The sequence below is a fragment of the Sanguibacteroides justesenii genome (assembly GCF_003204205.1).
Classification (GTDB): Bacteria; Bacteroidota; Bacteroidia; order Bacteroidales; family Marinifilaceae; genus Gabonibacter; species Gabonibacter massiliensis.
The window spans coordinates 77652-97619 of sequence record NZ_QJPL01000002.1 but is presented as its reverse complement, the minus strand read 5'-3'; the positions used below and the strand labels follow the sequence as shown (position 1 = coordinate 97619).

General features: G+C 43.9%; 11 protein-coding genes and 2 pseudogenes. 5 read left to right on the top strand and 8 right to left on the bottom strand.

Annotated elements, in window-relative coordinates; all coding sequences use genetic code 11:
- Window positions 1-70 precede the first annotated feature (70 nt).
- The gene (locus DMB45_RS03375) at window positions 71-1432 is read left to right on the top strand and encodes an MFS transporter (RefSeq protein WP_110688455.1); all 1362 of its coding nucleotides are present in this window, start codon (window positions 71-73) and stop codon (window positions 1430-1432) included.
- A gap of 177 nt (window positions 1433-1609) precedes the next feature.
- Here the strand turns inward: DMB45_RS03375 and DMB45_RS03370 are convergent, their stop codons facing one another.
- Both DMB45_RS03370 and DMB45_RS03365 read right to left on the bottom strand, forming a co-directional pair.
- Complete coding sequence (locus tag DMB45_RS03370; RefSeq protein WP_041503167.1) at window positions 1610-2248, bottom strand: trimeric intracellular cation channel family protein; 639 nt, start codon at window positions 2246-2248, stop codon at window positions 1610-1612.
- An 85-nt stretch (window positions 2249-2333) separates the two neighbouring features.
- Window positions 2334-2660: pseudogene (locus DMB45_RS03365) on the bottom strand (alpha/beta hydrolase); the annotation flags it as partial.
- Between the two features lie 1166 nt (window positions 2661-3826).
- Between DMB45_RS03365 and DMB45_RS03355 the strand changes: the two are divergent.
- From DMB45_RS03355 to DMB45_RS03340, 4 genes are all read left to right on the top strand, one after another.
- Window positions 3827-7219, top strand: coding sequence for a M1 aminopeptidase family protein (locus DMB45_RS03355; RefSeq protein ID WP_110688454.1), 3393 nt, complete (start codon window positions 3827-3829; stop codon window positions 7217-7219).
- Window positions 7220-7250: 31 nt separating this feature from the next.
- On the top strand, window positions 7251-7649 hold the full coding sequence (locus DMB45_RS03350) for a hypothetical protein (protein WP_041503164.1): 399 nt from the start codon (window positions 7251-7253) through the stop codon (window positions 7647-7649).
- Window positions 7650-8075: 426 nt separating this feature from the next.
- A complete protein-coding gene (locus tag DMB45_RS03345; RefSeq protein WP_041503163.1) occupies window positions 8076-8651 on the top strand; it encodes a hypothetical protein in 576 nt (191 codons plus the stop codon).
- A gap of 11 nt (window positions 8652-8662) precedes the next feature.
- Entirely contained in the window at window positions 8663-9403 is a 741-nt protein-coding gene (locus DMB45_RS03340) for a hypothetical protein (RefSeq protein WP_041505278.1), read from the top strand.
- A 458-nt stretch (window positions 9404-9861) separates the two neighbouring features.
- On the opposite strand, the pseudogene DMB45_RS03335 reads toward DMB45_RS03340, so the two are convergent.
- The 6 genes and pseudogenes from DMB45_RS03335 to DMB45_RS03310 all read right to left on the bottom strand — a co-directional run bounded on the left by DMB45_RS03335 (window position 9862) and on the right by DMB45_RS03310 (window position 19942).
- Window positions 9862-10034 (bottom strand): annotated as a pseudogene (locus tag DMB45_RS03335) (histone H1).
- A 305-nt stretch (window positions 10035-10339) separates the two neighbouring features.
- Window positions 10340-11878, bottom strand: coding sequence for a DUF4998 domain-containing protein (locus DMB45_RS03330; RefSeq protein WP_110688453.1), 1539 nt, complete (start codon window positions 11876-11878; stop codon window positions 10340-10342).
- Between the two features lie 3 nt (window positions 11879-11881).
- A complete protein-coding gene (locus DMB45_RS03325) occupies window positions 11882-13204 on the bottom strand; it encodes a DUF4959 domain-containing protein (protein ID WP_110688452.1) in 1323 nt (440 codons plus the stop codon).
- 38 nt (window positions 13205-13242) lie between these two features.
- A complete protein-coding gene (locus DMB45_RS03320) occupies window positions 13243-15210 on the bottom strand; it encodes a RagB/SusD family nutrient uptake outer membrane protein (protein ID WP_110688451.1) in 1968 nt (655 codons plus the stop codon).
- A 17-nt stretch (window positions 15211-15227) separates the two neighbouring features.
- Window positions 15228-18668: a TonB-dependent receptor gene (locus DMB45_RS03315; RefSeq protein WP_110688450.1), complete on the bottom strand. Its 3441-nt coding sequence runs from the start codon at window positions 18666-18668 to the stop codon at window positions 15228-15230.
- Window positions 18669-18781: 113 nt separating this feature from the next.
- Window positions 18782-19942, bottom strand: a complete 1161-nt coding sequence (locus DMB45_RS03310) for a FecR family protein (RefSeq protein WP_110688449.1) — start codon at window positions 19940-19942, stop codon at window positions 18782-18784.
- Window positions 19943-19968 lie beyond the last annotated feature (26 nt).

The following is a 19968-nucleotide window of genomic DNA, read 5'->3' as shown; positions in this document are numbered from 1 at the left end:
AAATTCTGCTGTTGATGTCTACATTGTTTAAAATCTGACTACTTTTGCCTAAGTTAGATTTCTGATCGGAATGCATGAGGATAAAAATAGAAAGAAATTTTGGGGAGGAAGAAAAGGATGGCGAGAGTTATTACCCAATAACTCGAGTGCTTTTTTTTATATTTTTTCTTCTTTGAAAAATTATAATTTCCGTCTTTATTTTGGCGGACAATGTGTTTCTCTGATCGGAACGTGGATGCAGCAAATCGCCATGAGCTGGTTGGTATTCCGTTTGACGGGTTCCGTTTTTTTGTTAGCCACGGTGACTTTTATGGCTCAGATTCCGATCTTGCTCGTGACACCTTTCATGAGTGTTTTTGTCGATCGTTTTAACCGTCGTCATATTTTGATCTTTACCCAAAGTTTATCTATGTTGCAAGCGTTGATTATGGCTTGGTTGACCTTATCGGGTTGGATCGAAGTGTGGCATATTTTAGTTTTAAGTGTATTTATCGGTTTGATCAATGCCCTGGATAACCCTACCCGGCAATCGTTTTATCCGAGTTTGGTTCCGAAAGAGAATTTGGGGAATGCCATAGCTTTAAATTCAGCGGTAATTAACGGTTCCCGGTTAATAGGTCCGGCTGTAGGAGGTGTATTGATCGGATTATTCGGGGAGGGATATTGTTTCTTATTGAATGGAATCAGTTATTTGGGTGTTATTGTTGCTTTATTGATGATGCGTTTGACCCCTTTCCGGCCGAAACCGGTTGTTCAGCGGGTATGGGTGGATATAGAAGACGGATTTCGGTATGTATGGGAAAATATTCCTATACGGACTTTATTGTTATTAATGAGTAGCGTTAGCTTTTTCGGTATCCCGTTGATGACTTTTATTCCGGCATACGTGAAGACGATCCTCGGGGGAGAGAGCGAGATGTTGGGCGTATTGCTCTCCAGTATCGGGATCGGTTCTTTCGGGGCGGCCCTCTATCTGGCGGCCCGGAAAAGCGTGTTGGGGTTGGGAAAGGTGGTGATGTTATCCACACTCTTACTTGGAATCGGGATTATTCTGATATCTTTTGTCTCCGTTCCCTGGGTGGCAACGATCTTATGCATACCGATCGGTTTTTTCATAATAGCGGCAGTAGCTTCCGTCAATACGTTGTTGCAGACTTTGTCCGATGAGGACAAGCGGGGGCGGGTTATGGGATATATGGCCATGACTTTTACGGGGATGGCTCCGATCGGGAGCATGGTTTTGGGAGCTATTGAAAAGTATATCGGGTTACCCGCTATCATTATGTGTTCGGGTATCGGTTGCGTATTGGCTGCTTGCCTTTTCGAGCATTATCGCCCGTTGATCCGCCGCCTGACCCGGCCTGTTTACGTGGAAAAAGGCATTATCCCTGAAATTGCTGTCGGCATAGAGAACTCAGAGGAGAACTTTTAGATTCAAAGATTTAAGTTATTGAATGATCTTGAGATTAAGGGATTTTGAAATTGTTCGATTAAATAATTGGGGGATTTTAGAGATTAAGGAGAAATTTACGATTTAAACTTTAGATTATCGTATCTCCTGCGATCGGAGTGGTTCCTCTCTATGATCCGATCGGGATCGTGTATAAGTTTATGGATTATTGTGATGCTCTCCTTTTAACACGGGCAAACTGATATGATATTTTACGGCTAAGACACGAATGATGATGACACTAATTGCCGTGACGATTTGAGTAGATACCGGGCCGATTTGTATAAAATCGCAGAAAAAATAGATGAATCCTCCTATGATGCAGGCTATCGCGTAAATGTCTTTTCGGAAAATCAGAGGAACCTCGTTGATACAGATATCCCGGATAACTCCCCCGACGGCTCCGGTCGTCATTCCCATGATAATCGCCACCCAGGCAGGAAATCCGCTTAACAGACTTTTTTCAATGCCGACCACGGTGAATAGTCCCAATCCGATGGCATCGAAGATAAAGAAGGTGTTATTCAATCTGATCACGTGTTTTCCGAAAAGGATAACAAAGCCTAAGGCAAGTGCCGTAACGATTAAATAAGAGGGCTGGTGCATCCAGAAAGGCGTCACTCCGAGCAAAAGATCCCGGGTGGTTCCGCCACCGATAGCCGTGGCTGCCCCGACCACGTATGCCCCGAACCAATCGAAATTCTTTGCTGATGCTAATCGGATACCACTGATTGCAAAAGCAAAGGTTCCGATGTAGTCGATAATTGTCGTAAAATTGATATCTGAAAAATGGAACATATTATTGTTATTAGCGGTGGCAAAGTTACGATAAATCTATCGAATAGGCGAATAAAACAGGAAGGGGTTTCTTTTGTGTTTCTTTCCAACCACAGATACCGAGTATGCCGATGCGCACCGGATTTAGACGGTCGAATGTGGTAAGAAAGTACATTGTCGCACTGAAATCCTCCGTATTGATGTCGGGAGAGGCAATGCTGAGACGTTCTCCTCCACTTTCGCCTGTAAAAGACGGGTCGAAAGCAAGGGTGATAAAACCTCGTTCGGCGAGCATCTGGGCGTAAGTGCCGGACGATTGTTCTTTCACCGCTCCGAATAGTCCGCTTACGGCGATTGTCGTAAGTATGCCCTCTGCGTTCTTCGGTATATCCATGTCTGCGGCAAGTGTAATGCCGAAACGGTCGAGAAACGAGCATAACCAATTTTCATAATTGGGATGGTCTGAAACGTGTTAGACAGTCCTTTAATATTCGTGCGATATAAACTCTCCCAGATTCCAAGATATTCAATTGTATTTCGATTAAATGGGCCAGCTCCCAATAACTGCAGTCGGGGCATCACATTTTGTATTTTGCTATGTCTGGCAGACTGATATAGTCATTTTCATTGACTGATATAATTGTGTCGCCTGTGTCCTTTATTGTAATCTTTGCCATTTATTATTGACCCGTTGAATTTTAACTATAAAAGTAGCTATAATCTATGAGATTATATCCTTTTCAATGAACCGTGTACAAGAATGAAACCAAATATTTGATAAAGGGACCTTTATGCTCAGGGATTATGACTTCCGTTATAATCGAAAGAGGTATTTGATAGCACGGCGTCGCAAATCACTGAAAATCGTATGGTTGGCAAATCGGTACCTCTGTATTTCAAGTATTTCTCTAAAAGTTTATTCACCAATCGATTGTATCAAACTGATGAATATTCAACACGAACACAGGCGTATGGGATACGTATGAAGGCTATGTTAGATATAACAATTGGATACATCCTTATAAAATAAATGTTTACGAAGATGCCGATATTCAGGTAGACGTTATAAAACAAGAAACAACAGATATTAACCATGTTGTGATAGCCGCACGAATAGAAGATCTGCAAAATGGTTATCACGCAATAATTTTCACGGCAATAAAAACAGGGTAAACTTTTAAAAAGCGGGTTGGATATCACTCTGAAAGTTATAAATGAAGATGGTTACGGAAGAGATCTAACGTACAATTTTAAAAGATAATAGCGTGTGCGTTCAGACTTTCTTACGTACGATAGGAAATATACATAATAGGCATCAAAAATAGCCTTTCCTTCAATCATCGTAAATTTTATTAAACCTATTTTTATTGTACTCGGAAAGCGGAAAGATTGGCCCGACTGACCGCTCGCGAGCAAGATGGAGGTAAACGAATCAAAAGACAGAAGGAAAATTTTCATTGCAAGAATTTGATTTATAAATTTTTAATCTGACGGTAGTTCATAATAATACAATAGCATGAAAATCATTTTCTTATTTTATTTTTAAATAATTTTTTATAACTTACAAGCGTATTTTTTACACTAAAGTTCTCGATTGACATGAAAAGTTGTGGATTAATAGCTCGCGTGCAGGCCAAACTGCTTTTTCGATCCGGCCTGGGAAGGTTCTTTTTTATCTTGATCTCGGCCTGTATCCTTTTTCACGTCGGGTTTAACTTGAGCGCGCTTAATCCCGCCAAAGGATCGGGAGAAGTCCACATGGCTTCCCTTTTCCCCTATACGATCGCTTTTTTATTCACCTTGTCGCAATACCCGGTTTTGATTTTTCTTTCCGCATCGTTTTTTTCCCGGAAAAAAATTGATACGCTCGATTCCATCAAAGCCCGTCCCGCAAGTAACGCAGAGTATTACACGGGAGTCGGTATCGGGTTTGTCCGGGTATTCGTGGCGTGGGCGATCGTCCTCTTTTCCCTGGGCATGCTTGTTCATGTCTTTGCCAGCAAGGCTCCTTTTAACCCGTGGCTTTACCCCTATTACCTGGTGACGCTGGTGTTCCCGGCCACGGTCTTCATGCTCGGTCTCTCCTTTTTTATTTTAAGTCTTTTACGTCAATCGTTTGTTTCCATGATAATCTTGTTCGCTTGCGTTTGGGGAACCGTCTCCTTGTCTGGAGAATCTTTTTCCGGTATTCTTAATTTCTCCGGGCTGACGTTACCGAACGAGTATTCCGAGATAACCGGTTTCGCTGATGTTTATCCTTATCTTTTACAACGCCTGGGGTGGTTGTTGGCGGGTGTCGGGTTGTTTTTTTTCTCGATACTTTTTTGTCGACGCCTGGAGAACCGTCCCGGGGAACGGGTGGCGACAGGGAAAAAGGCCGGCGGAATATTGTTGCTGGGACTTGCCTGCTTGTTAGCCGTTCAGGGAATATACTCTCGCAAGTACGCCCGCCGGGCTCGTTACGCCGAAGTGTATGATCGCCACGTGAATCATGACAGGTTATACCTCCTGACTCAGGAGTTGTATGTCACGCCCGCCGGCCGCCGGCTAAAGGGCCTTAGCCGGATGAAACTCTTGAACGAAACGGGGAAGGTCTTGCCCGATTTTTTACTTTACTTGAACCCGGGGTTACGCGTGAAATCGTTGACGGTGGGGGATGATACCGTCTCGTTCCGTCGCAAGGATCAGGTCATTGTCGTCGGGAAATCCGTTTTGCCGGGTGACACGCTCCGGGTGGAGATGGTGTACGAGGGAGGTATCGATGAAAACATTTTTTATCTCGACGTGCCGGAAGAAGAGCTAAAGGACTCGTGGGTAGAGGGCCATCCGCGGGATTTGTGCCCCCGTGGCAAACGGTACGCTTACCTGGACGAGCATCAGGTGTTGTTAAACCCGGAGGGTTTGTGGTATCCCGTCACGGTCCCCCCGGTAAACCCCGCTTCGCCGTATGTCATTGAAAAAAATTTTACCGGTTACAGGTTGACCGTTCACGGCGTGAAAGGCCAAACAGTCATCTCGCAAGGAGAGCGGCGGGATACCGGGGAAGGTGTCGTATTCGAGAATAATTACCCTCTTACCGGGATTAGCCTGTGCGTCGGGGATTATGAAAGGCGTTACCTCCGGTTGGATTCTGTCGATTACGAGCTTTTCCTGTTTAAAGGACACGGGATCTTCGTGGAGGCGTATGAAGATGTTTTGAACGATTTGCCGGGGTATTTTTCCGGCAATTTGAAGCCTTCGATTGAACGTGATTTTAATAAAGAGTACCCGTTCAAGCGATTGCTGTTTATCGAGACTCCCCGTACCTTTGTCACGTATTACCGGGATCAAAGAGGGGGAAGCGAGTACGTGCAACCTGAGATTATTTTTTTCCCGGAGCGCATGCCCACGCCCTGGATGGACAGGTGGGCGTTGAACAGGCATAGCAAGCAATTTGCAGAGTATTTCACGGGAGGGGAGAAGGGGGTGAAACTCGATATGATTCAGTCGATCTATACCAATTACTTGGAGAGAGAAATCAGGCCCGTGTATTACCCTCGTTTAAAACGTGCGATTGATCGATTGACGTTTCGACCGTCAAAACCGGCGAGAGTGAATAACTTGTTCTTTACCGGTCCTCTCTTTTATAACCATGTCTATTCTTTTCACTCGCTCGATTACCCGGTCATCGAGACCGTGTTCAACACGATGGTAAAAAACTCTTTTAACCCGGCTGCGGCCGCTTTTTCCTTTATTAGCCTGGAAAATTATCGCGAGGGGATTCGTTTTTTAAGTACCCGCGGGTTGAAAGACGTGTCCCGGTACCCCGGCTTGAGCCCGGAATTGACGCGTAGGCTCGTGAATATTAAAACGGATGAATTATTGTCTCTCCTGGACTTGCACGGTGTCCCCACGGGCAAGCTTGCCGGCTATCTACGGGAGTATGTTTCCCGGAGGCATTTTAATCGTGTCGATTTAAAGGACCTCGACCGGGACATGAGACGTGATCTGGGAATAAATTTGCTGGATATTTTACCCGGTTGGTATCAACAAAATCGCTTGCCCTCGTTTATCGTGAAGGATATTGACGCGAGACGGGTTAGCGCGGATGGACCCTATTATAGCGGTAACGACGTGACGCGATTTGTTTTCACCGTTTACAACGACAGCCAGACAGACGGTTTTGTTACCCTGTCTTACTTCTCGGAACTTTATGCCAGGCTTCCTTCCAATTATCATTATCGGATCCCGGCGGGGGAGGGAAGAAGGATAAGTCACGTGGCTCGTGGCAAGTGTTCCGAGCCTGTTTTGAAATTGAACCTCTCCCGAAATTACCCTCCCGATATCCCTCTCGAGGAGTTCCTTTCATCCGTCGCTTCAGTGGACACGCTAAATCGAGAGGAAAAAATCGGTAAAGGGGATTTATTCCCGCCCGGGGAGATTATCGTTGATGACATGGATGCCGGGTTCTCTCGCGGTACCCGCGGGTTATCGCTTATCAAACGATGGAAAAGAGGGCGACAGGAAGAAGCTGTTCACGAGAAGGATATAATTTATTTTGATAGATTAAACCCGGACTGGCAAACAAGGATAGATCAAACGGCTCACGGGTATCCCACGTGCACGACTATGGCCTGTTCAGTGTCGAATTCCGGTGACGGGGTGAGCTGGAGCGCAGGGATCGACAGGGAAGGATATTACGAGATCTCGGTCTATATCCCGCCGGGCTTGATAAAATACACGGGTTCTCACGTGAAGAGCGATAACACGACTAAACCGTCGTTCTCGCAATATTACACGATCGAGTGTAACGGTGAATTGAAAGAAACCAGTATCGAGATTTCCGGTCAACCGGGCTGGACGTCGATAGGGAAATTTTATTGCGTGCCCGGAACGATGTGCGTGTCTCTCCTGGATAAAGGAATACCCGGTCAGCTCATTTGGGCGGATGCCGTCAGGTGGAAATATCTTGGCGCTAAAGATGAACAAGTTACAGGTCGTGCCCCTCGTTAAACTTATTATAAACCTTTAAATTACAAACATTATGAAAAGAATTTTACTTGTATTGAGCGGGATCTTTTGTTTTTTGACCTCGTTTTCTCCTGCCGCGACGGAGGGAGACGTGGCGTGGATTGTTAGCCCGATGACAAAAGCTATTGTTGAAGGTGATAAAGCTGACTTTGAAGTAACAATTTATAAAACTTACGGGGAGTTTAGAGAATTAGACGTTAAGTCGGTTAGTAGCGATCCAGAAAATTTTCCTGTTTCCGAGAAAGTCACAGATAATGACTATAATATGATTAAATATCAAGTTACGGGGGAAGGTAAGAAAGCGGGAAATTACACGATCACGATAACAATTTCCGGGAAATATAACAACAATGGAATTAAAAATTTCAATCAAAGTAAAACCGTTAAAGTGGCGGTCGTGAGAATAGATTGATTACATAGCGAAACAGGTTTAACGAGGGATTATTAAATAGCGTTATAAAAAACGAAACCGACCGAGAGTTTTACTTTTGGTCGGTTTCCAAATTGTCCTAACTATTCAAATTTTATTTCCCTTATCCTTGTTAAAGGCCCGTTCATGAATTTGATATACCCGATCTCCTTTCTTTTTTAGACGATTTTGAAGGCTGTGTTTATAAACAAGGCCACATCTCGAGAGAATTAACCATCAACTACCAACCTGATATTAAAAAGAATATGTACACGGTCAACAAACGACTTGCCCTCGTGGAGAACTAAGCCTTTACACTATCACAAAAGAATAATTTTAATTTTGGGAATAAACTTGTTCTAAAATATTTTTTATATATTTGTTAATATAATGTATTTCATTGTTACGGTATCTAAAAATCACTCATGTATGAAAAAGATTGTATTTTCTTTTTTATTCGTTACAATAATAAACTTCAGCTTCGGGCAACGCTGGGGAGCAAATTTTTATTTTGGCCAAAAATCAGTTCAAGAATACAGTACATGGTGCGTGTTCGCTTGTATAGAGATGAAAACACAAAAGAGTCATGAACAATGCAATGCCGCAACAATGTACGTTCACGAGTTTCATTCAACAAGTATAGATTGCTGCGAGAAATTTCCAGATGATCATGCGAGCGAAGAGTATAATAAATTCTGTCTTCATGGCGTGGATCTTCTCAAATGTCCTCACTTTTTAGGAATATATCATAAAGCTATGCCCTTATCTATTACCAATATAAGTTCTACTTTTAAATACGGGGAACATCAACTTTTCTATCCACTCCCTTGTTATGGATTTATTAATTCATTACATCATTGTGTTTTAGTATATGGAATTGAAGCTACTATAGAAGGACTTCAAAAATTATGGAAGGTGTATTACATCGACCCTTATGACGGAAGTTCTAAATACCTGAGAGTATACGAAAACGATACCAGTATTCAACTAATTTGTATAATATAAACCGAACGATTATGAAACAGATCACGTTATTCTTGTCATGCTTCTTCCTGTTCACGAGTTGTTCCGAGAAAAAGATAACCTCGGCCACGAATAATTCTTTACTCAACCCAAATCAGGTTCTTGCTTCCAACGAAACAAAGGTTTATAATGCCGTTAAATGGGATATACTGGATAGGGCAAAAGACAACACCGCCAGATCCAAAAGTAGTGGATCTCTGCTTTCCCCTCAAGTAGTTGAAAGAATGGAGGTGTACCGGATTCCTTATTACGAGTTTAACGAGGAAGATTTTTTTAAAGATCCCACGCCGGAAAGGATTATAACTTGCTGTTATCCCCCGGAGGATAAAATGATGTTTATAGGTAAAATGAGCGGGGAGATTGTTTCTATATTTGAAGCCTCGAAGAAAAAGGACAAATGGTATATCGGAATCTTTTATGACGATGCTAATTTTATCAAGGAAACTTTATCTTGGATTCCTAAAAAGATAGAGTACCCGGATTCTTCTCATCTAAAATTAATAACAATATATGGTTTACCGCACTTTGCCTATACCAACGACAATAAAACTACCTATTACCGGTTCACAGGCCAACCGGAGGCTTACGAGAGTGAATTGTTTGACTATATTGTCAGTGCTCACGAGAATGCGAAAGGGTTAAAGGAATTTTTTGACAAGACAGGAGGCCACGTGATCAAGGGTGATTCTCTAATTCCAATCGAGGAATTCATGAAAAGGGAAAAAAATAAATGAAACATTCAAGATAACCACGAGAAAGGAGATAATTACCCGATCTCTTTTCTTTTTTAGACGATTTTAAAGGCCGTGTTTATAAACAAGGCCACGTATCGAGAGAATTAACCACCGACTACCAACCTGATATTAAAAAGAATACGTACCACGTCTCACCTCTATTCATCCCTGCGGCAGACGACAATGAATATTATCAGGACGTATACGTGTATTTTATGGTATACGTACACTGCCAACAAGAAGTCTTGTCTATGTTTGCCGCAGGAAGTTTTTTTGCTTTTAGTAAGTAAAAACTAAACCGATAAAACAATATGAGATACTTCACCTTGTAAATTTATTGATTTATTTTTAAATTTGGATTATAATCTCACCATTATATATTGACGTTCAGATGAATACATTGCAAAATACAAGAAGAAGATCTCAAAAGATCTCCTTCTTGTGTCAGGCTCGTTTCTTTATCCTTTAGAAGCCTTGAGTGAGACTTTTCGAAACTCTTTCAATACTTTATTCCAAAGAGGCTTTTCCGGCACGTGTACCGACAGCTTTATTCCCATTGAGCAATTGAGATTTGGCATCTTTCTCGGAACGCAAGATAAACTTCTGCAATTTTTTCAATCTGTTCTCTCATCTATTTTTTATCAGTCATTTAAAATGCACCGACAGATATAAGATTTTTAAATGGCTGTACAAAAGGGAATAAATATACTTTAAAACAATAAAAACCGATATATTCTCGTTGCCGAAATAAAAGAGGAGCTGCCAAATCATTTCCGGATTAGGTGGATGTAAGTGGTCGGTTTTTATTTTGAAGGATTATTCGTTTTCGATCTTTTTACCTCATAAACACAACTGTTAAAACAACAAGAACGATATAGTGTGGAGTGTTAAATAACCCGTCTAACGGGTGTTATTGTTAGACGGGTTTGACTGATACTACTGATAAGCTACGATGTCTGCTAATTTGATTCTGAATATGCCTTTGTTTACTTCGTCGTGTAGAATGATTTTGATGTATCGGATCTCTCTGGAACCTTCGGCGATTGGTAGTAAGGTAACCTCGCCGGAACCTTTGCCGAGAATGTTCTCTTCCATGTAAGTGACGTTTTTCCAGTCGATCTGGTCGGTCGAGGTTTTGATGATAACGGAAGGGGGCAAATAATGTGGCGAATCCCTGTCCTTGGTGGGATCGAACAGCATTTGTGTTATCTTGATCCCGCGTACTCTTTGGGGCTTTTTCAATACGATGGTTAGCTCGTAAGTACGGGATATCGGAGATACGGAAGATTCCCACCAGGTATTCGGGTCGTTGTCCAATAGATCGGTTAGATAGGTATCGCTGTCGCTATCGGGGACAGAACATTTAATGGCCTCTACTTCTGTTTGGGGGATATAATGGAGTTTGTCCAATTCTTTCCGGTCGGGATAGCCCATCTCCCGGATGTAGTCCCGGTGGATATTACCGAAATAGTGGTTGTGGTAACGTTCGACGTTTAATCCCGTTAATCCGTTTGCCGCATCCAATACGCAGAGACTGCGTTCTTTTTCATAAAGGAGGCTGTTGTCTTCCGGGGTTGAGTAGGCGGGATCGGGGTAGAGGTAACGATTTTTACCGAGTAGCAACTTTTCGAGCTTCGGGCAATAGAGAACATCTTCGAAAGTGGTTGCGTCATAATCGAATTCGAGTATTCTGACCGTATCGACAAAGTGTCTGAATGCCGCTTCTTCAGCCGTGCTTTGATCGTTATAACCGTAACGTTGCCGTATGGCCGATTTGAAATCCGAGGAAAAAGTCCGCTCGTTACCCAATAGCACGGGGGCAAAACGAATAATATCCGGACATCCTTCTAATTTTCCCAAACGATCGATCGTGATAGGCTTGTCATGATCCACATCTTCCAAGACCGTAAACTCTTCGTTGAACTTCTCTTCGGTCAGCGGGTAGATTTGACTTTTGCCTTGCGTGTCGGTGTAATTGAGCTTTATTTCTACAATATTGTCGTTCCATTGATCCATAAAAAAGATCAGGTTATTTTTGACTTTATAAAATTTCGTGATCGCTCGCGTGAAGGTCCGCACGGCCTCGTGGTCCTCCGTGTAAGGGCGGGCGTAATCGGTTATGACTAGCGATTCGTTACCGTTTTTATCCACGGCACGGACGTCCAGGCGATAAGTTCCGTCTTCCAGGTTACGAAGATCGCACGATGTCGCAGATCTATCTAACAACGAGTCGTGTTGCACGTCCGAGGCAGACCAGGATACTTTTATTTTGTCGGTCACGGCATCTATACCGTTATTCCACTTTAATTCTAACCTTTTCCACCCGACGGTCACCTCCAGGCCGGAACATTTCGCCGGATAACGGATCTTACCGTTACCGGCATAGTCGCTATACGTGTCTTCCAGACTTTCTCCGCAGCTTACTGATACCACCGTCACTATCAGTAAGTTTACCAAATATTTTATTCTTTTCATAACTTAATCTTTTTTTACGTAAACTTCCAATTCCTGCATCGTGAAATAATTATCAATATTTTCACTTACTCCCGGGTATCTATAATCGAATGTATCGTGAACAATAAATTTCAAATAACGATATCTTTCCGGAGTGGCAGGAAATAATACTTCTAAATAAGCTGGATTGGCCGCTTTTAGTTTTTCCAGATTATCCATTCTTCCGTCCCAATTCCATTCTGAACAAGGCCAAGTCCATCTATCTTCGTCTTTTGTTGCGGGATGTTGATAGAAATACCCGATTTTGGTCCATGAAGAGAGGTTTCCCTCTTTTTCATTTCCAGCATAAACACTTACTTCACAAGGCAATTTATTGGTATATAATCCTTCCCACACTGTCCCTAAAGGTCCATATCCTACACCGACAAAACGGACCGATAGGTTCAATATCCCGTACATCCGAATACTGGCCGGAATTTTTTCTTCTTTCAGATCGATGACAAAAGGTTTATCCAATGCATTCGGACCTGCTACAAAAGTGTAGACTTTTTCATTTTTTTTGTTTTTCAAGCGTTGCTCTCCTTTCGTATCGCCGTTAAACAAATACGTTATTCCCGCCTGAGCCTCTTCATTTTCAATGGAAAGGTCTCCGGCAAAAAAATTCTCTATAGAAAGAGTCCATTTCTCCAAATAGAAGGATTCCACGTCTTCCCATACTTTTTGTTTTACGCGATAGCCCCGGTAGTCTTCGGTACGAATAACTACCGTATTCATTGCTCGATCCTGTTGCAATTGAAACCTGAGAGTATCTCCACCCTTGTTGATGGGGAAGCTTTTTAACAGGAGAGTATCTTCCTGTTGAGTCAGGGGATTGGTTCCCACGTAAAAGACATGTGCCATCCCGGATACCCGTTCGGGAGCATCGTATATGACCTCGAAACCACCCCAGTAAGAGGAGACTTCGGCCGTTTCAAAAAAAGCGTAAGGAGCGGAATCTTTCGTGTCGAAAGTTACCTCGAAAGGAACCGATTCCTCGTTCCGGTTATTCACGAGGGAGACACGGGCAGAAACCTTTTGACGAGCCTCGTTAAAACCGTCTATAAGAAGCGAATCGCTTCCGTAACCACCAACTTTCAAAACTTCATAGCCTCTACAATCGACGTAACGTATATTAATAGCGAAAATTTCGGGATCGGGGGGTAAACGATAATACATCATCGCTCCACCCGGTAAAGTTTTAAACCGGATATCCTCCTTGGGCATGGTCACGTCGAATGCAATAGGGCTATCTTCTTTGCAAGCGAAGACAGTCAACAGTATAGCCAGTAAAAATAATATATGTTTCATAATCAGCTATTTTTAAATATCTATTCTTGTAAATCATGTTACCATCCCGGATTCTGAACGACACCAGAGATCAGTACTTGTTCCGCCCTGATCGGGTTGAGGTAATCCCGTGGCGCCGTAAACTTGCATTTATTCCAAATCACCACGGGGCCCTCGAAGTTGTTATAGAATACCCGTTCCGTCTCACCGAGGATATTCCACCCGTATTGTTTCTCGTTTAACTTCTCGTGTGCGATCTTCCAACGACGGAGATTCCAGTAACGATGTCCCTCGAAAGCCAGCTCGATGTTGATCTCCTGGCGGATAATCTCGCGCATTCCTTCCTGGGAGTCTACTTTCTCTGGGTTTTTGGAATAGGTGGATTTCCAGGCTGTTACCACGTCCGGGATACCGGCCCGTTTGCGTACCTTGTTAAGCGGGGTGTATACCCGGTCGTCCGGTTTCTCCAGGTATTCATTCCAGGCCTCGGCCTGAATCAGGTAAAGCTCTGCCAGACGAATGATCGGTAAAGTTTCGTTCCGCTTAATATTTTCATGATATGTTTTGATGGCCCAGTTGGAATACGAGTGTTTTTTCAGCCAGTAGCCGTTGATGTTTTGCCAGGAATTGCTGGTCACGATATCGTACTGGGAACCGAATTGCTCTCCTTTATAGGCTTTCACGAGCAAGTTATAATTAACATAAGGAGTATTCGTGCCGAGTTGCCAGTAAAGGCGATCGGCCGCGATGCAGGCATAGAAACGGGGTTCCCGGCGCAAGTGCAGTTGAAGCACGTCCGTGTTAAGCGGCACCACGTCCTTGTACAGCGAACTGGCCTCTTTACTCATCTGGTAACGACTGTTGTAGTTCCAGGTGTTGTCGGCATCGATGGGTAGACCGTGCTCCGTGTAATACATTTCCACCATTTTCATGGACGGAGAGAGACAGCCGTATAGAGCCTCATTAAAATATTTCAAATCCGAGGACTTAAATCGAGGTAAGCAAAACTTGTAAAATCCTTCACTCGTGTATTTCCACTCTAAAAGAAACTCGGGATTGGAAAACGTTGAATACATGGAAAGTTCTATATCTCCCATCGTGTTTAATAGATTGGAACTTCTATTGCTTGTCCCGTTATATAAACGATGTCCATACTCGCACTCCCGAACAGCCTCGTCGGCCGCTTCTGCCGCCCGTTTCCATTTCTCTGGATCTTTTTGGATGCTGAAAAGAGGTTCGCCGTTTTTACTTTTAAAATCCGAGTAATACTCGTTGCCGTTAAAAAGGGGAGAGGCAGCGTAAAGTAATACCCGGGCTTTAAGGGCAAGCGCCGATTCTTTACAGAAGAAAGCTGCACGATCAGAATCTCTCGTTATACTTGTCGGCAAAAATGGGACAGCCTCGTCGAGTAGACGCACGATCGTGTTAAAGCAGGTATCCACGTGGACTCGGGGTTGTTGCATCTTGGATATGTTCTCGTCTACGCCTATATTCTTGGGCACGAGAACGATCGGGCCATAGCGGCGAACCAGCTCGAAATAGATAAAGGCCTTTATGGCTTTAACTTCCGCCTTCCATTGCCGTTTCTCGCTTGCTAACATGTTGTAGACGTTATCGATGTTTCCGATAAAAATATTGCAAGAGCGGATCAGCTCATAAAAAGAGTTAAAACGATCTTCAATACCACCTTGTTCCCATAAATTATCATAGGGATCTTGAGACATTTGCAACCCGTCGGAAATTTTGAATCCCGGATAATAGTATTTACCTTGAAGATTGGAGAAATTTCGAAATCTGTCACAGGTAACGAATTCGTCAGTACCCAAATAGGCAACATTTTCACCTATACTTGCCACTAAACCGGTCGTTAATCCATATATCCCGACTAACCAATCACTCGCACTTGTGCGTTGCTCGAAAATGGTCTCTATTGTATCGATGTCTTTCTCGGGAGTCATATCTAAATAATCGCTACAGGCGAATAACAGGAGCGCAGAAGATAAAATAGTGTATAATAAATGTTTCATCGTTCAATTTTTTTAAATTAGAAACTAACGTTCAGCCCGAGCGAGAAGGTCCGCTGTATCGGGTAATTGAAGCCGTTGTCGCCAAGTTCGACATCCCATATTTTGAAGTTACTGATCAGGAAAGGGTTATTTACGCGAGCGTAGAACTTGACGTTTTGCATTTTTAACTTAGTCATCAGGTTCGCGGGTAAATTGTAAGCCAATTCCATCGACGTGCAGCGTAAAAAACGACATTCGCGCATGAAGTAAGTGCTCTTGCGAACCTCTATCCCCGATTTCCAGTCTTCCTGCGGGTTGTGGACGCTGATCGGCTGGGTGGAGAGACGGGGCCAGAAAGGACGTTCTTTCATGTTACTCTCGCTCCAGTGGTCGTCGTGTATGGCTTTTAACATGGCCCGGTTTCCCGCGAAAGGATTAATTTGCATGGGGTCCATGAAGAAAGTCCGTTTACCCGATCCCTGAAAAGCGAAACTAAACTCCCAGTTTTTATAGTTGATAAACCCGCTGAAGCCGTAGATGATTCGTGGCGTGGTCGGGAAACCGATACGCGTGGCGTCGTTAACGTCAATTTTCCCGTCTCCGTTCAGGTCCCGGTAGCGAATATCCCCTGGCATGATGTCGCCTCCTTGTACGGGAGAGTTATCGATTTCAGCCTGATCACTAAATAGTCCCTCGGCAATATACCCGATAGATTGCGATAGCTCGTGTCCCTCTTTTAATTGCCAGGAGGGTTTATCGGAGGTTTCCTCTATGTTGAGGTAAACGGCCTTGTTGTAAGTAAACGTGCCGTTGAGGATGACCCAGAAGTCTTCGCTGAAAGCGTGTTGGATTTTTCCCGAGAGGTCGACTCCCCGGGAACGGGCTTTACCGACGTTGGCTAATTGATATTCCTCGATACCGACACTTGCCGGAACCGTGATGCGGTAATCAAGGATATTGTGACGAATCTCCTGGTAAAAATCGGCCGTCACCTCTAAAAAACCTTTAAACAATTTGGTCTCGACTCCGAGGTTGACCTGCTCGGCGATCTCCCATTTGATTTTATTGTTAGGATAGGAAACAATTTTATAAAAATTCATCGTTTTTCCCCCAGGCCTAGGATCAGTCTCCCATCTTCCTACAAGCAACGGAAGGTGAGTGAAACGGGGAGAGGAGATAATCCCGTCATTACCGACCTTTCCCCATGAAAACCTGAACTTCAGGAAAGACAACCAGTGAGCGGTATGGTTAGCCAGAAAATTCTCTTTGGAGGCAATCCACGCCGCCCCGACTGCCGGGAAGAATCCCCACTGGTGATTTCTGGCGAAACGCTCGGAACCGTTATACCCGAAACTGGCTTCTGCGAAATAACGGTCCTTGTACCCGTATGTCCCGCGCATGGATAATCCCAGGTTACGCCGGGGGATACCGTCTAAAACGGATTTTGTTTCCGATATAGTGGTTTCTTGGGCGTTAAGTACCGCCGTCAGGCTGGTTTGATGCTCTCCCCAGGCTGCCACGTGCAAGGCATGCGCTTCATAGCCGAGTTGTGTGCTTTGGCTACTACCGCTACCACGTCCATCTTTTGCCAAAGTTCTACGAGCTTGGGCAGGATTCAGGGCAGATAACGTGTGTTTTCCCGTTTCGAAATCGTAATCGTCCAAGGCGTATATAAACGGTTCCGTGGTGTAAGCGTTAACGTAATAGCCCATTTTATTTAACGAGATACTGGCCCTCACTTCCAATCCTTTGACGAGGGACGAGAGGTTGTGGATGTATTCCGCCCGGGTCGTGGCCGAGTAGCGGCTTCGTTCTTTATATCCTCTTTGAATGGCCATGTAGGGGTTGATACTCTCTTTGCTCACGGCTCCGAATCTCAGATGTGGCCAGGCGTAAGTTTCGTCGGCGGGATACATGGGTGCGAAATCCACGGGCGAGGCAGCAAAAGCCATGGCGTAGGCCTGAGTCACGTCGCTATACGGGCCGTGATACTTGTCGAGTGAAGCCGTCGAGTTGATTAATAATTTAATCCCTGCGCTCAAGTCGATGTTTAAATTGGTACGAAAAGTGAAGGTGTTATTACTGATGTTGCAATCGAACTGGTTTAACCGGTCGGTTTTCAGCATGCCCTCGTCCCGGTTGTAGTTGACGGAGGCGTAATACTGTACGACCCGCGAGCCGCCGCGTAGATTCAATCCCATGTGGTGGTTGATGGAGTAGTCGTGAAACAGGATCTTGTACCAGTCGTTGGCGGGATATACCCAGGAGGGGTACTTGCCGGAACCGGTACGCTCGATACGTTCCACGCTGTATTGCGGCATGGCCATCGGGTTTCGGGCTAACAAGGCTTGATTATACATTTTCATGTAAGTCACGGGATCGACCACCTCGATCTTTCGTGTCGGCATGGAGGTGATGGCCTCGTAACGCACGGAGGTATACACGCTACCCTCTACGCCTTTTTTGGTCGTGACGAGGATTACCCCGTTGGCCCCGCGGGCCCCGTACATGGCCGTCGCCGAGGCGTCCTTCATCACGCTGAAACTCTCGATGTCTTCCACGGGCATGCGTGCCAGGTCCAGTTTTGAGGATTCCACGCCATCGATCAAAATCAACGGGTCTATATTGGCGTGGGTTTGAAATGACGTGATTCCCCGGATATAGAATTTGGTGTTCATTTCGCTTTCCGTCAAAGCCCCCGGAAGCCCTCCCGTTTGCCACCCGATGATACCGGCAATCTTTCCCGCGAATTGGGTGGTCAGGTCGCTGCTCGATGATTTCAGGCTTCCCGGGTTAACGGTAGTGATGGCCGCTACCACGCTCTCTTTCTTTTGTTCCCCGAAAGCCACCACGGTTACCTCCTCGATATTTTCAGCGGTAGGATTTAGTCGTATATTGATTTTGGTTTTTCCCTTAATCGGTACGATCTCTGTTTTATATCCGATAAAAGAGACTTTTAGTACATCATCCGGTTTTGCAGGAATTACGTACCGTCCGTTGGTATCGGAGGCAACACCCCGGGTTGTTCCGTGGATAATTACTGTAGCCCCGGGAATGGGATTCCCTTTTTCATCCGTAATCTTACCGCTTATTTTAAGCAGGGATACCGTTGTTTTTTCACGGATCGTGATTAAATTTCCTTGAATGGAGTATTCCAACCCCAAGCCGGGAAGAATTTCATCAAGAATCAGTTTGACTTCCTTGTTTTCGGCCTTTACGGAAATTTTTCCTTTCGATTTTGCCAATTCGCTGTTGTAAAAAAAATCGTAATCGGTTTGTTTTTTCAGTTCCGCAATCACTTCGTTTAAAGTGACCTCTTTTAAGTCCAGTGTAACCTTGTTTTTCTGTTGTGCCTGCAGGGTTATGGGTACGGAAAGAGATACGCCCAAAAACAAAAACACAAAGAAATTCTTAAAGATTAACATTCTTCGTCGTGTATTCCAACTTCTTGGTAATGCATGGTCTCGTTTTTTTTTCATAAATTTGTAGTATTATAATTTGACATTGATACATCCGTTTCTTGCAGGGATGTCGGATGTATTTATGAAGAGAAGCAGGTTGAAGATTGATCAGGTTTTCAACCTGCTGTGTTTTATTTCCCTTGTATCGTTATGTGGTCTTTTTCCACGACAAATTTTACATCTCTGGTATATTCCAACCTATCGAATAGAGGTTCGAGGTCATCGTATCTTTTTAAACGTCCGCTGAATTTTATGTTTTTCAATTCCGAATCGGAGAATTCGATTTTGATATTATACCACCGGGAGAAGATTTGCATTAGTTCCTCTAAAGACATGTCTTCAAAATCGTAATAGCCGTCTTTCCAGGAGGTAAATTGCCGCGTGTTTACGGGAAAGTAGTCTGTTTCCTTGGTTTGTTTATTATATACGACTTGCGTTCCGGAGACCATGATAACGTGATGATCTCCGCATCGGGTTTCCACGCGACCTTGTTCCAATGTCGTTTTTGTCCATGTTTCGTCGGGATAGGCCTTTACGTTAAAGGAGGTTCCTAATGCCCGAACCGAAACATTTGCCGTGTGTACGATAAACGGGTGTAAAGAATCGGCGATAACTTCAAAATAGCCTTCTCCGGTTAGAAAAACCTCTCGTTTTTTTTCGGCAAACTGATCGGGGTAACGTAAGGAACTCCCCGCGTTAAGATAGGTCTTGGTCCCGTCCGGGAGGATCACGTTGTATTCCGCTCCGAACGGGACGTTTATCGTGTAAAATTCGGGAACCCGTTCTTCGGTTGTGTAGGACTCGAAGATCAGGGTTTGTTTGTCTGTACGAATCTTTTTCTTGTCGTCGGATAAGATGACGGTCGATTTGTTTTGGCTGAGCAGTTGTTTTTTCCCGTTCGGTAAAATCAATTCCGCCGCAGGTTTGGTGACAGAGAGGCCGGATAGGTATATTTGATCCATGTGAAATTTCTTTTCTGCTGGTTTTTCCCATTTAAAGGCAAAGTAAAGACCTGCCAACAAAACGGATACGGCGGCACAGGATGACCAGAAAATACGTCTCTGTTTTTTTCTCCGGAAAATTTCTCGTTTGATCTGAACGAAAACCGTATCTCTTTTTTGGTGTTTATCCAGTATCCTCTTCTGAAATGTTAATTCCTGGATGATTCTTGCAATTTTTGCGTTTTGAACGGAAGTACATTCCCATTCTTTAAACAATCGTTTTTGATCGTCTGTCAACGCATTGTTGTTCAGTATGTCTGCTAATATTTCATCGATCTTGTTTTCCATCATTTACCACGCTTTTCTTATATATTTAT

Bases quoted from the DNA above. Each gene is read 5' to 3' on its own strand.
- DMB45_RS03310 (WP_110688449.1), bottom strand. From the start codon at position 19,942: ATGATGGAAAACAAGATCGATGAAATATTAGCAGACATACTGAACAAC.
- DMB45_RS03350 (WP_041503164.1), top strand. From the start codon at position 7,251: ATGAAAAGAATTTTACTTGTATTGAGCGGGATCTTTTGTTTTTTGACC.
- DMB45_RS03330 (WP_110688453.1), bottom strand. From the start codon at position 11,878: ATGAAAAGAATAAAATATTTGGTAAACTTACTGATAGTGACGGTGGTA.
- DMB45_RS03325 (WP_110688452.1), bottom strand. From the start codon at position 13,204: ATGAAACATATATTATTTTTACTGGCTATACTGTTGACTGTCTTCGCT.
- DMB45_RS03320 (WP_110688451.1), bottom strand. From the start codon at position 15,210: ATGAAACATTTATTATACACTATTTTATCTTCTGCGCTCCTGTTATTC.
- DMB45_RS03355 (WP_110688454.1), top strand. From the start codon at position 3,827: ATGAAAAGTTGTGGATTAATAGCTCGCGTGCAGGCCAAACTGCTTTTT.
- DMB45_RS03340 (WP_041505278.1), top strand. From the start codon at position 8,663: ATGAAACAGATCACGTTATTCTTGTCATGCTTCTTCCTGTTCACGAGT.
- DMB45_RS03370 (WP_041503167.1), bottom strand. From the start codon at position 2,248: ATGTTCCATTTTTCAGATATCAATTTTACGACAATTATCGACTACATC.
- DMB45_RS03375 (WP_110688455.1), top strand. From the start codon at position 71: ATGCATGAGGATAAAAATAGAAAGAAATTTTGGGGAGGAAGAAAAGGA.
- DMB45_RS03345 (WP_041503163.1), top strand. From the start codon at position 8,076: ATGAAAAAGATTGTATTTTCTTTTTTATTCGTTACAATAATAAACTTC.
- DMB45_RS03315 (WP_110688450.1), bottom strand. From the start codon at position 18,668: ATGAAAAAAAAACGAGACCATGCATTACCAAGAAGTTGGAATACACGA.